Source organism: Nocardia sp. FBN12, from assembly GCF_054031145.1.
Window position 1 is genome coordinate 5,977,125 of sequence record NZ_CM132926.1, and the last position, 12,334, is coordinate 5,989,458.

At 67.4% G+C, this 12,334-nt stretch carries 12 protein-coding genes; 4 read left to right on the forward strand and 8 right to left on the reverse strand.

Annotated elements, in window-relative coordinates; all coding sequences use genetic code 11:
• Positions 1–29: 29 nt before the first annotated feature.
• On the forward strand, positions 30–1,106 hold the full coding sequence (locus ACWZHB_RS28240; protein WP_427904806.1) for an ABC transporter ATP-binding protein: 1,077 nt from the start codon (positions 30–32) through the stop codon (positions 1,104–1,106).
• Here the strand turns inward: ACWZHB_RS28240 and ACWZHB_RS28245 are convergent.
• The 5 genes from ACWZHB_RS28245 to ACWZHB_RS28265 all read right to left on the reverse strand — a co-directional run bounded on the left by ACWZHB_RS28245 (position 1,103) and on the right by ACWZHB_RS28265 (position 6,634).
• Positions 1,103–2,281, reverse strand: a complete 1,179-nt coding sequence (locus ACWZHB_RS28245) for a Fic family protein (protein WP_427904807.1) — start codon at positions 2,279–2,281, stop codon at positions 1,103–1,105. The genes ACWZHB_RS28240 and ACWZHB_RS28245 overlap by 4 nt on opposite strands.
• Positions 2,282–2,385: 104 nt before the next feature.
• Positions 2,386–3,138: an MBL fold metallo-hydrolase gene (locus ACWZHB_RS28250; RefSeq protein WP_427904808.1), complete on the reverse strand. Its 753-nt coding sequence runs from the start codon at positions 3,136–3,138 to the stop codon at positions 2,386–2,388.
• A gap of 71 nt (positions 3,139–3,209) precedes the next feature.
• A complete protein-coding gene (locus ACWZHB_RS28255; protein WP_427904809.1) occupies positions 3,210–5,225 on the reverse strand; it encodes a M13 family metallopeptidase in 2,016 nt (671 codons plus the stop codon).
• A 178-nt stretch (positions 5,226–5,403) separates the two neighbouring features.
• Positions 5,404–5,769: a DUF397 domain-containing protein gene (locus ACWZHB_RS28260; protein ID WP_427904810.1), complete on the reverse strand. Its 366-nt coding sequence runs from the start codon at positions 5,767–5,769 to the stop codon at positions 5,404–5,406.
• Between the two features lie 10 nt (positions 5,770–5,779).
• The gene (locus tag ACWZHB_RS28265; RefSeq protein ID WP_427904811.1) at positions 5,780–6,634 is read right to left on the reverse strand and encodes a helix-turn-helix domain-containing protein; all 855 of its coding nucleotides are present in this window, start codon (positions 6,632–6,634) and stop codon (positions 5,780–5,782) included.
• A 221-nt stretch (positions 6,635–6,855) separates the two neighbouring features.
• Here ACWZHB_RS28265 and ACWZHB_RS28270 point away from each other — a divergent pair, with 221 nt between their 5' ends.
• Positions 6,856–7,386, forward strand: a complete 531-nt coding sequence (locus tag ACWZHB_RS28270) for a hypothetical protein (RefSeq protein ID WP_427904812.1) — start codon at positions 6,856–6,858, stop codon at positions 7,384–7,386.
• A 2-nt stretch (positions 7,387–7,388) separates the two neighbouring features.
• Here the strand turns inward: ACWZHB_RS28270 and ACWZHB_RS28275 are convergent, their stop codons facing one another.
• Complete coding sequence (locus ACWZHB_RS28275; protein ID WP_427909327.1) at positions 7,389–8,108, reverse strand: pirin family protein; 720 nt, start codon at positions 8,106–8,108, stop codon at positions 7,389–7,391.
• A 200-nt stretch (positions 8,109–8,308) separates the two neighbouring features.
• On the opposite strand from ACWZHB_RS28275, the gene ACWZHB_RS28280 reads away from it, so the two are divergent.
• Positions 8,309–9,622, forward strand: a complete 1,314-nt coding sequence (locus ACWZHB_RS28280) for an MFS transporter (RefSeq protein ID WP_427904813.1) — start codon at positions 8,309–8,311, stop codon at positions 9,620–9,622.
• Here ACWZHB_RS28280 and ACWZHB_RS28285 read toward each other — a convergent pair.
• The gene (locus ACWZHB_RS28285; RefSeq protein WP_427904814.1) at positions 9,591–9,821 is read right to left on the reverse strand and encodes a hypothetical protein; all 231 of its coding nucleotides are present in this window, start codon (positions 9,819–9,821) and stop codon (positions 9,591–9,593) included. The two genes, ACWZHB_RS28280 and ACWZHB_RS28285, sit on opposite strands and share 32 nt — an antisense overlap.
• Before the next feature lie 92 nt (positions 9,822–9,913).
• Here ACWZHB_RS28285 and ACWZHB_RS28290 point away from each other — a divergent pair, with 92 nt between their 5' ends.
• Entirely contained in the window at positions 9,914–11,437 is a 1,524-nt protein-coding gene (locus tag ACWZHB_RS28290) for a DUF4185 domain-containing protein (protein ID WP_427904815.1), read from the forward strand.
• A gap of 19 nt (positions 11,438–11,456) precedes the next feature.
• Here ACWZHB_RS28290 and ACWZHB_RS28295 read toward each other — a convergent pair whose 3' ends face one another.
• The gene (locus ACWZHB_RS28295) at positions 11,457–12,314 is read right to left on the reverse strand and encodes a 5-oxoprolinase subunit C family protein (RefSeq protein ID WP_427904816.1); all 858 of its coding nucleotides are present in this window, start codon (positions 12,312–12,314) and stop codon (positions 11,457–11,459) included.
• Positions 12,315–12,334 lie beyond the last annotated feature (20 nt).

The following is a 12,334-nucleotide window of genomic DNA, read 5'->3' on the forward strand; positions in this document are numbered from 1 at the left end:
TTTCGCTTTCCCTCCTAGGAGAATTCGCCATGGCGACAGTGCAGTTCGACGGTGTGACCCACCGCTACCCCGGCGCCGACGCCCCCGCCGTCGACGCACTCGATCTCGACATCGCCGATGGTGAGTTCCTGGTGCTGGTCGGGCCGTCCGGCTGCGGCAAGTCGACGAGTCTGCGAATGCTGGCCGGGCTGGAATCCGTTGCGGCCGGGACGATTCGGATCGGCGAGCGCGATGTCACCGACCTGCCGCCGCGCGCTCGCGATGTGGCGATGGTATTCCAGAGTTACGCGCTGTATCCGAACATGACCGTGGCCGAGAACATGGGGTTCGCGCTGCGCAATGCGGGAATGTCGAAGTCCGACACGCTGGTTCGCGTGAAGGAGGCCGCGGCGATGCTAGAGCTGGAGCCCCTGCTCGACCGCAAACCCGCGAAGCTTTCCGGTGGTCAGCGTCAGCGCGTCGCCATGGGCCGCGCCATCGTGCGCAGGCCACAGGTGTTCTGCATGGACGAGCCGCTGTCCAACCTGGACGCGAAACTCCGGGTGAGCACCCGCTCCCAGATCGCCGCGCTGCAGCAGCGTCTCGGCACGACCACGGTGTATGTCACCCACGACCAGGTCGAGGCGATGACGATGGGTCACCGTGTCGCTGTTCTCCGTGACGGCACGCTGCAGCAGATCGCCTCTCCACGTGAGCTTTACGACAACCCGCTGAATACCTTCGTCGCCGGGTTCATCGGCTCGCCGGGCATGAACCTACTCGAGGCACCCGTGGTCGATGGCGAGGCTGTGCTGGACGGCCTGCGAATCCCGCTGCCCCGCAGTGTTTCCGGGGCCCGTGTCGTTCTCGGTATCCGGCCTGAATCGTGGGAAGTCACCACCGACCCCGCCGGGATCACCGTCGTCGCCGAACTGCTCGAGGAACTCGGCGCCGAATCGTTCGTCTACACCCACGGCGCGGGCACCGACTGGTCCACCCGCTCCGGCAAAATCGTGGTCCGAGTGGACCGCCGGTTCCAGACCACGCTCGGCGAAACCTTGCACCTGCGGCCCAAGCCCGAGGAGATCTTCTTCTTCGACGCAGGCACCGAACTGCGCCTGCGCTAGGACAGACCCGCCGCGGTGCGGCGGCCGATCGCGGCGTTGAGGGCGCCGAGTTCGGCGAGGATGTCGGTCGCGGCCCAGATGCGGTTTCGTTTGGAGTCGGAGACGACTTCGAGGATGCCCGCGTCGGTGAGGCGATCCAGGGCTCGGTAGGTGGCCGAGTCCGTGGTCGTGGTGATGGCGTTGGCTTGGGCGATCGTGAGGATCGGATGCTCGAGCAGGTTCGCCAGTAGTGCCTCGTCGGCGGAGCCGGCGCGCGGGCGGGCCCGGTCGCGCCAGCCGTCGGGGAGCGCGGTGAGTGCGCGGGCCGAGTCGATCGCGGCCTCGCTGGCGTACACCGCGGCGAGAGCCAGGTACACGACGAATTCCTCGGCGGCGCCGGTGCGGTAGGCGGCCAGTTGGGCGAAGTAGCGCGAGGTGTCGGCGAGCATGACCGAGGAGAACGGGACGGTCACCCGGTCGGTCAGGCCGCGCCGGCGCAGGATGGCGGTTACCAGGGCGCGACCGATCCGGCCGTTGCCACTGACGAACGGGTGGATCGATACGAACTGCGCGTGCGCGAGCGCGGCCTGCACGAGGATCGGCAGGTCGCCGCGCGCGACGAAGGCCAGCAGGTCGGCCACCAGCTCGGGCACCAGTTCTGGTGGGGGCGGCACATACAGCGCGTTGAGTGGCGTGTAGTCGCTGCCGCCGATCCAGGTTTGGACGGTGCGGAAGCGCCCGGCCTTCTCCCACTCCGGGGCGATCAGCACCCGATGAGCGCTGAGCAGGCTCGCCTCGGTGATCTGGCCGTGCTCGGCGGTGTCGACCAGGCCGGTCAGCGCCCGCACCGCGGCCACCTGCGACGCGGCTTCGGGACGAGCCGTCGCGCCACCGAAGGCTTTGCTGAATGCTCGCCAGCCCGCGTCGATGTGCTCGATTCGCGACGACGCGACCGCCTCGCTGCGCAGCAGGAACTCGCGCAGGGGAGCCAGCCCGCCATGGCCGGCTTCGAGATGGGTCACCGCGATCGCCGCGGCCTCGCTGGCCGATGTCGTTCGCCTGGTAGCGAAATCGAGCCGAGCGATGTGCGGGGGGATCGACACAGCGACCTGCTCGGGCATGGGACCCACTCGCGAACCGCGCCCGCCGCGCGCCGTCCATGGTCGCTGTTCGACGTGGTGCGCCGGCCAATTCATCAGTTCTAGCAATACTTTCGCTCTTGGAAACGCCACTAACTTGCGAATTGCTCGCGTTTTTCGGTTGCAACGAGAGTAACCAGCTCACTACTCCCGCGGGACGATCAAGTGAGACTGGTGGTCGCGTGGGTCCGCGCCAGGTCGACGGCTCGGCCGATCCCCTCGGCGAAGGGGACACCGTGGCCGGGGAGGACCAGATCGGCAGAGAGTGATTCGAGGGCGCGCAGGGCCAGCACTGTATCGGGAGTCGAGTGGTTGAAGAACTTGGGGAGTACCTGGGGCCCATGGTATTTCGAGGTGGGGTGGGCGGTAACCAAAGTGTCGCCAGTGGCCACCGCACCCGCGTTAGGGAAATGGAAGGCGGAGTGTCCTGAGGTGTGTCCAGGGGTGGGGATCGGGACCGGACGGCCGGGGAGATCCAGGGGGCCTTCGGTCGGGAAGGGCTGGATGTGGGGGACCGGGTTCTTACGGAGGCCGCCGGCGCGGGTGATGCGCAGGGCCCAACCACAGGTCGAGATGTCGGTGAGGCGTTTGACGACATCGAGGGGCGTGGCCGACTCGTGGACCTCACCCTTGGCGTGGGCCACCTCGAGCGGGCTGGTGTAGGCGGGGATGCCGTACTTCGCCTGGAGGTGGTTGAGGGCGCCGACGTGGTCCAGGTGGGCGTGGGTCAGCAGGACCGCTCGGATGTCTTCGGGGCGGTGGCCGAGGGCTTCGATGGTCGCCTCGAGCAGGCCGGCGTCGCCGTACCAGCCCGCGTCGATCAGCGTCAGGTCACGGCCTTCGCGGAGCAGGACCATGTTCACATCTGTGCCTGCGATGGTGAAGACATCGTCGGCTACCTGCTGATAACGCACTGGTAGAACCCCTTCTCGAGCAACGGGTTCCGACCCTACCGGCGATCGTCTCGCCGGCAGGGTCGAGCACGTCACCAGATCGTCACGCGCTCCGCGGGATCGAGGTACAGCGCGTCGGCGGGGGTCACGTCGAAAGCCTCGTAGAAGCTGTCGATATTGCGGATCACCGCGTTGCAGCGGAACTCCGGCGGGGAGTGCGGGTCGACGGCGAGGCGGCGGATGGCTTCTTCCTGTCGAGCCTTGGTGCGCCACACCTGGGCCCAGCCGTAGAAGACACGCTGCAGCCCGGTGAGGCCGTCGATGACCGGCGCCTCCTTGCCGTCGAGCGAGATCTTGTACGCGGCGAGGGCAATCGAGAGGCCGCCCAGGTCGCCGATGTTCTCGCCGATGGTGAACTCGCCGTTCACGGTGTGCTCGTCGGCCAGGTCGGCGGGGGAGAGCACGTTGTACTGGTCGATCAGAGCCTTGGTGCGCTTGCCGAATTCGGCGCGGTCCTCGTCGGTCCACCAGTCCTGCATATTGCCGTCGCCGTCGTACTTGGCGCCCTGGTCGTCGAAACCGTGGCCGATCTCGTGGCCGATCACGGCGCCGATCCCGCCGTAGTTGGCGGCGTCGTCGGCGTTCATGTCGAAGAACGGCGGCTGCAGGATCGCGGCGGGGAACACGATCTCGTTCATGCCGGGGTTGTAGTAGGCGTTCACGGTCTGCGGGGTCATGAACCACTCGCCCCGATCGACCTCGCCACCCAGTTTGCCCAGGTCACGGTCGTGGTCGGCGGCGTAGCCACGGCGGTAGTTGCCGACCAGATCGGTCGCGTCGATCTCGACCGCGGAGTAGTCGCGCCAGGTGTCCGGGTAGCCGATCTTGGGGGTGAACTTCTCCAGCTTGGTCAGCGCGGCCGCGCGAGTGTCGGGGCCCATCCACTCGAGGTCGGCGATATTGCGCCGGTAGGCCTCCTGCAGATTGGCCACCAGCTCGACCATCCGCGCCTTGGCCTGCGGCGGAAAGTGCCGGGCCACATACAGTTTGCCCACCGCTTCGCCGAGCAGTTCCTGCACCAGCGACACGCCACGCTTCCAGCGCTCGCGGTTCTCCTTCGCGCCGGTGAGGGTGCGACCGTAGAAGTCGAAGTACTCCTCGACGATCTCGTCGGTGAGGAAACCGGCGCGCGCGTGCAGTACCTGCCACGCCGCCCACGCCTGCCAATCAGCCTGCGGCACCTCGGCCCATGCGGTGGCGAAGGCCCGCAGGTAATCGGGCTGACGCACCACGAGCTCGGCGAACAGATCCTTGCCGTCGCGGTCGAGACCGGTCGCGACGCCGTCCACCCAAGCGGCCCAATCGAATTCCGGGTTCTCGGCGACCAGATCAGCGAAAGTGGTGAGGTTGTAGCTCTTCTCGGCATCACGACGCCGCACCACATCCCAGTGACCCGCGGCGAGTGTGCGTTCCAGCTCGAATACGCGCTTGGCGGCATCGGCCGGGTCGGCGGGCAGCAGTCCGTCCAGCGACGCGTCAGCGGCGGCGATGGTGAACATCTTGGTGATGTGCGCGATATAGGCGTCGCGGATCCCCGCGAATTCCTCGGAGCGGTAGTAGGACTCGTCGGGCAGCCCGATGCCCGCCTGGGTCGCGTGCACGAGGTAGCGGGTGGAGTTCTTGTCGTCGGTATCGACGTAGTAGGCGAGCGTGCCGCGAACGCCGGTGCGCTGCAAACGACCGAGCAGAGCGGCGAACGCGCTCGGATCGCTCACCTCGGCGATCTCGCGCAGTTCGGCGGCGATGGGGGTGAACCCGGCCGCCGCGACCACATCGGTGGCCATGAAGCTCGAGAACAGATCGCCGATCTTGCGCGCATCGGCATCATCGGCCGCGCCGGACGCGCTATCGGTGATGATCGCCTGCACGTCGAGCTCGGCCTGGTCGTAGAGCGTGCGAAACGCACCGTCCACGGCGCGATCAGCCGGGATCTCATACCCGGCCAACCACTGCCCGTTGACATGCGCGAACAAATCGTCCTGCACCCGCACATCCTGATCACGGAAGGACAGATCAATACCGGAGGGGCTGCTCAGATCCGAAGTCACGCGCTCCAGTATGCCGTGTCATCGGCGGCTGGTGCCGCTGGTTCTCGGCGCTTGACTCCGGCTCTTCCCTCCCTCCGGGTACTCCTTCGTCGCACCCTCCGCTCAGTCCAGAGCCGGAGGCGCGCCGAGAACCGGGCGGCTGGCGCCGCCATTCGTGCGCGACGCTAGACGCGGCTGTCTAGACGCGGGCGAACTCGTCGTCTCGGGCGCCGGCTACGAAGGCTTGCCATTCGGGGGCGGTGAAGTGGAGAAGGACGTCTTCGTGGCGGAGGGTGGTCGAGCCGTCGGGGGAGGTGTGGGCCACGAGGGTGGGGTGGCGGCGGGTGGTGCGCACACAGTGCAGGAAGTCTGTCCACAGGGCGGTGTCGACGGTGATGATGGGCTCGTCCAAGCCGGTGTTCATCGGGTTGCGGCGGAATTTGCTGTCTCGTATCTGGACAGCGTCTCCATCGAAACGAACCTCGACACATTGGTTGCCGTTATTGGAGCGTGACGAGGTGAACCAGCCGTGTTCGGCCGGGCTGCGGCGAGCGGTGGTGGACATACCTCGAATCTTACACGCTCGCATACTCCCTGATCAGGGTGAGAGATTCGGTGCGAGAAAGGGATTGCTCGCGGGCACGGACGTAGGCGAAGCCTAGATCGCGGACCTGTTCGGCATCGTCGACATGGCCGCCGAACACCGCGCTCTCCGCCCAGGCGAAGGTAGGTAGCTGGTCGCTTGCGAAGTCGAGCAGATGGAAGCTGGAACCGCCGAGGACGGCACCTTCGGGGGCGCTGAACGGGATGACGCGCACGTCGACGGTGTCGAGCTCGCGCACCAGCGTCACCAGGTGCCGCAACTGCTCGCGCAGCACCGCACTGCCACCGGTCTGCTGACGCAGCGTCGCCTCGCCGAGCACCGCGGTGAGTTCGAGCGGATCGGGTTCGCGCAGCCGGCGCTGCCGACGCAGTCGTATCGCGACTAATTGGTCAACTTGGACCGGTCGGATCATCACATCGGCGCTGATCAGAGCCCGTGCGTAGGCCTCGGTCTGCAACAACCCGGGCACGATCATGCTGTCGTAGCTGCGGATACTCTGCGCGCCCGCCTCCATCCCGTACAGCCGCTGCAGCTCGGGGCCGATCAGCGCCGAGGACGCCGTCGTCCACCAGCCGCGCTGCTTGCTCGCCTCGAGCAGGGCCAGCAGTTCGTTGCGTTCGTCGGGCGTCACATCCAGAACGTCGAGAACCGGTTCGATCGTGGTGCGGGTGAGCACCCGCCTGCCCTTCTCGACGTGCGACCAGTTGGCGGGGGTGAACCCGACCCGACGGGCGAAACCGGCCGAATCGAATCCGCGCTGCTCACGGAGCTCGCGCAGCCGGAGCACGAGTTCCCACCGCGCGACGGTCGGCGAAACGGGAGCCATGGGCGAATATCGTACGCCGATCGACACGCCAGCTACTGACTATTGTCAGCCCGGTTGTGCGGCTATAGGCTGTGCAGAACGGTCTTTTTCTCGCACGTCCTGCCGTTATGAAAAAGTTTCCCGCGCCACCCGGTCGTGATGCTCCACCTCCCACCGAGATTCGCCCCGATCGAGCGAACTCACAGCTACATCGAACCACCGTCGACAGAGACGAGGTCATGATGAGCACGTTGCGCACTGATGAGGACAAGGGCGGGTATACGGCCGCCGAGGAATACTCGGCCACCCAGGACGCTCTGGCGCGCTGTCGCCAGTACCGCAAGCACCATGGCCTCTACGGCGTCGTCGACGCGGCGCTGGGTCGGATCGTGCTCGAGATCGGCTCGGTCGGCGCGGTGGTGATGCCGTCGACGCTGGGCGAACGGGTCCGCGGGATGCTCGTCACGCGCGGTCTGCGCTGCGGGCCGATCATCGCCCATCCGCGTTCCGGTCGCTGGACTTTCCTCACCGGCCCGATCGACAACTCCTACCTCGACACCGAGCTGTTCGCCGAGCTGTTCCGGGTGTGCGCCTCGGTGGCCTTGCCCGGCAGTGATGTCGTGCTCCCGTCGCCTGCCGACGAGCGCAGCGGCTATCGCACCTGGATGCAGGCCCCCGACGGCGATTTCCGGCCCGATTTCGCGCAGATCGTCGCCGCTACCAGGACCAATGCCAAATCGGCGACCTTGACGCGGCAGCCGGGTTCGGCCTGAGTTCACCCGCCGCCGAGGCGCGCGTGCATCTCCCAGACGAGCACCTCGGCGTCGCCGTGCGGACGGATCAGCTGGCCGCCGGAGCGTGTCAGCCGGATCGCGTCGCCCTGGGACATGGTGCCGAGACCTTCGACGTCGATCTCCCCGCGCGCGACGAAAACATGCAGGTAGGGGGCATCAGGGAGGGTGACGCCTGGACTGTCGGCAGGCATCCTGGCGACGTGCATCGCGGCGTGCGAGGAATTGATCGCGATGGCGGTGCGATCGCGATAGCGGGGTAGGCCCGACGCGACCGTCACCAGATCGCCGCGCGCGAGTTCGTCATCGATCTCGAGCTGCTGATAGCCGGGGTCGACGCCGGGCTCGTCGGGGACAACCCACATCTGGACGAAATGCACGGGGTCGTCGTGCGATCGGCCGTCCAGGCGCCACGAATCGTTCTTCTCCGAGTGCTGGATGCCGGTGCCCGCGCTCATCCGCTGGGCCAGCCCCGGATAGATGACACCGTTGTGCCCGAGCGAATCCTGATGCACCAGGCTGCCGCCGAGTACCCAGGTGACGATCTCCATGTCCCGATGCGGATGGGTGTCGAAACCCTCGCCGGGCAGCACCACGTCCTCGTTGTTCACCAGCAACAGCCCGTGATGGGTGTTGTCGGGGTCGTAGTGCTCACCGAAGGAGAACGAATGCTTGGAGTCGAGCCACGGGATCCGCGTCTTCATCCGGTCGCCACCGCGGTGTAGTTCGATCCGCGGCGGTGTCGTCGATGTGGGCGTCACCATTCAATTCTGGCACCAATTGTGAGAGTGCACCGCTCACGGGTGTGCGTGGTAGGGACGGCGGTTCGCTGTGGCACTAGGGTCATGGCGTGTCGACTCATCCCTCTGACAGCTCGAATGCGGCGGATGAGCAGCCGATCTCGATGCGACATCTCCTGCGCGACGGCCGCGGGATCGTTCGCCAGAACCCGCGCATGCCGCGCCTGGCGGTGCTGCGTCTGGCGGCGCAGTTCGGTGACGGGATGTTCCAGGCGGCACTGTCGGGCGCGATTCTGTTCAACCCGGAACGCGAGACCGATCCGCTGGCCATCGCCGCGGGTTTCGCGGTGCTGCTGCTGCCGTATTCGGTGCTCGGACCGTACGCGGGCGCGCTGCTGGACCGATGGGATCGGCGCAATGTGCTGCTGGTCGCGAGTGTGGCGCGGGCGGTGCTGATCGGTGTCGCCGCGATCGGGTTGTTCGTCGGCATCGGGGAGACACCACTGCTGGTGCTGGCCTTGGCGACCGTGGGAATCAGCAGGTTCGTGCTGGCCGGGGTGTCGGCGGCGCTGCCGCGAGTACTTGAACAGCGCTGGCTGGTGCCGATGAATTCGGTGCTGGCGACGGTGGCCTCGGTGTGCGCGGGAGTCGGTGCGGCGGCGTCGGTGGCGGTGATCGCGCTGATCGGCGCGGGTGACGCGGCCTCGGCGGTCGCGGTGGCACTGTCGGGCATCGGTTCGCTGGTCGGCGCCGTGCTCGCCTGCGGATTCCGCCGGCATGTGCTCGGGCCCGATAGCGGGTCGGCGGGCACCGAGAGCACCGTGCACGCCATCGCCACCGGCCTGCGCACCGGCGCGAACGCCGTGTGGAACTCGGCGCAGGTGACGACGGCGATGATCGGCATCGGCGCCCATCGCATCGTGTTCGGGATGAACACGCTGATCATGGTGCTGGTGCTGCGCCAACCCGCCGACGGCGCCGAGATGAGCGGCGGGCTGGTCGGCTTCGGGGTGGTGATCATGGTCATCGCGGCGGGCATGCTGGTGGCCGCGATCGGCGCACCGATCCTGATTCCGCGCCTCGGCAGGCCGCGCACCGTGTTGCTCGGTCTCACCACGGCGCTGCTCGTGGAGCTCACGCTGGTCACCCCGATCACGCTGGCCACCGGCTCGGCGACCGACAACGCGCACCGGCTGTTGCTGATCGGGGCGTTCGGGCTCGGCCTCGCCGGTCAGACGATCAAGCTGACCGGCGACGCGAGCATGCAGATCGACATCGACGACGATCAGCGCGGGCAGGTATTCGCCCTGCAGGACACGGTTTTCAACATCTCCTTCGTGTTGGCGATCGCGGTGACCGCGCTGGTGATCCCGGCCGACGGACGGTCCATCGGGGTGGTGCTGGCCGGTGCCGGTGTCTACGCGCTCGGCATCGTGGCCATCGCGCTCAATTCCCGTCGAGCCAAGGTGGCGTGCTGAGGGCGGGCGGTTCGGCCAGGACCGTTCGGTGATCGACGGTGGCCAGGGGGATATCGGGTAGTAGGGCATCGTGATCGATGCCGGTGTCGTAGTCGATCCATAGCGAGTCGAGCAGGCTCGTGTCGGCCAGTTCGTCGTGGCTCGACCAGTGGTGCACGACCGCGTCGCCAATTCCGAAGACGTACTCGATTTCGTTCACATCTGTTTGGACGCACGGCAACCGCGATCGGTTCCGGTAAGTTCACACAAGATCACAGGTGTTCCTCGCCGACACCGATTCGAGGGAGCCAGATGCGCGCAAGACCGGTATCGCACGGAACGGCCGCCGTGGGTGTGGCGCTTTCGGCCATCCTCGCTGTTCCCGCGCAGGCGGGTCCGCTGCCGTGGCTGCCGCCGCCGGTAAATATCTGCGGGGAAACAGGATTCGACCCGGTCAACCGGCTGCCCGATCCGGCCGCACCGCCCGCGCCGATCCTGCCGCCGAGCATCGATATCCCGGTCTGGGTGCCGCAGCTGACGCCGGTGCCGATTCCCGATCCGCCGCACGACCAGACGCGCGTCGCGCAGGTGCCGCTGCCCTCGGACCCGTGCCGCAATCCGTGTCCGGAGGTCAGGGACACGCCGGAACCCGAACCCGAAAGTACCGACGAGACAACCTCGACCGGTTCGGCTGTCGCGTTGCCGCGAATCAGGATCAACCCGGAGATCGAGCCCATTCCGATCCCGGTACCGGGCGGCGAGGGCGAGCCCGCCCAGCAAGCGCCCACTCCGGTGGTCCGGCCGATCGAGCGCGGCCCGCTCGGGGCGCCCGTCGTGCCGGCGAAAGTGGAGTCCGTGCGCCTGGTCGAACAGGTGACCGGGCACGGATCCGCCAACCGGACCGATATGCGCTGGCAGGTCGACGGCACCGACCTCGGGCTGTTCTGGGAAACCGAACCGGGCAAGGTCGCCATGGTTTTCGGTGACACCTTCGGCGAGGGCTGGGCCTACGGCGGCGCGGGCGCCGACACCGCCGACTGGCGGTCGAATGTGCTCGCCTACAGCTCCGACAAGGACCTGAGCGACGGGATCACCATCGACACGATGGTGCAGGACAGCGCCTGCCACGCCGCCGAACTCCTCGGCAGCCGCAAGATCAAGAACTGGGAGACCACCACGATCCCCACCTCGGGATTCGCGCTCGGGAAAAGGCAGTTCCTGAGCTACATGTCGGTGAACCACTGGTCGAAGATCCCCGGCATGTGGCTGACGAACTACGGCGGCCTGGCCTACTCCGACGACGGCGGCCAGACCTGGACCAAAGATCAGCATGCCCGCTGGGAGAACATGTTCGGGCTCGGGCGGTTCCAGGTGGCGGCGATGGTGCCGCACGGCGACTACGTCTACATGTTCGGCACGCCCAACGGCCGGATCGGTGTGATCGGGCTGGCCAGGGTGCGCAAGGACGACGTGCTCAACAAGACCGCCTACCAGTACTGGGTGGATGGCAATTGGGCTCCCGCGGCGGAGAACTCGGCGACGCCACTCGTGCACGGCACGGCCAGTGAGCTGTCGGTGCGGTTCGACCAGGAGAGCGGGCAGTGGCAGATGGTCTACCTCGACTCGGCCGCGAGCCAGATCGTGTTGCGGACCGCGGGTCAGCCGCAGGGTGCGTGGACTTCCGCGGTGCCGCTGGTCTCCACCGAGATGTATCCGAAGGCGTACGGCGGGTTCATCCATCCCTGGTCGACCGCGCAGGATCTGTACTTCACGATGTCGGCGTGGGACAGCTACAACGTGTATCTCATGCACGCGCGATTGAATCCGCCGCGCTGAGTCACGGCCACGATGTGTGTCAGGGCGCGACCACGAACTGCAGGGTGTCTCCTGGACGAGCCTGCGCGACGCGGTCGACATCGGCATCGAGGACGACCGCGATCACCGGATAACCGCCCGTGATCGGGTGATCGGCCAGGAAAACGACCGGCTGACCGCTCGGTGGCACCTGCACCGACCCCAACGCGACCCCCTCCGAGGGCAATTCGCGCGCGATCGAACGCACCAGCGGTGGTCCGTCCGCGCGGTCGAGGCGCGCACCGACGCGGTCCGTGTCGGCCGAAACAGTCCAGGAGCCGCGGAACAGCTGATCCGGATCGGTGAACCAGTCGGCGCGCGGACCCGGACACGCCCGCACCCTGAGTACCTCCGGCGGCGGTGGAATCGGTGCGAATTCCACTGTCGGCAGGGTGCGCGGTGGGGGACCGACGGGGACCTGCATGCCGACTGCCAGCGGGTCGGGGCCGATGCCGGAGAGCGTGTCGCGGCTGCGCGAACCCAGCACCTTGGCCACATCGATGCCGCCGCGGACCGCCACGTAGCTGCGCAGACCCGAGCTCGCCAGGCCGAGCCGCAGCACCTGACCCTCGTCGAGTTCGAGCACGCTCGCGTGTCCGACCGGGGTGCCGTCGACGGTGGCGGGGGCGGGGGCACCGGTGACCGCGACAGTGAGGTGAGCGTCGGCGCGCAGGGCCAGGCCGCCGAGCAGTACTTCGATGGCGGCGAAGTTCTCCGGATTGCCGACCAGCCGGTTCGCCAGCCGCAGTGACCCGCGGTCGGCCGCGCCCGCCTGGCCGACGCCGGAATCGAACCAGCCCTGCCTGCCCAGGTCCTGCACCGTCGCGAGCGGCCCCACCCGCTCGATGAAGATCAGCATGCGATCTCTCCCCGATTCGC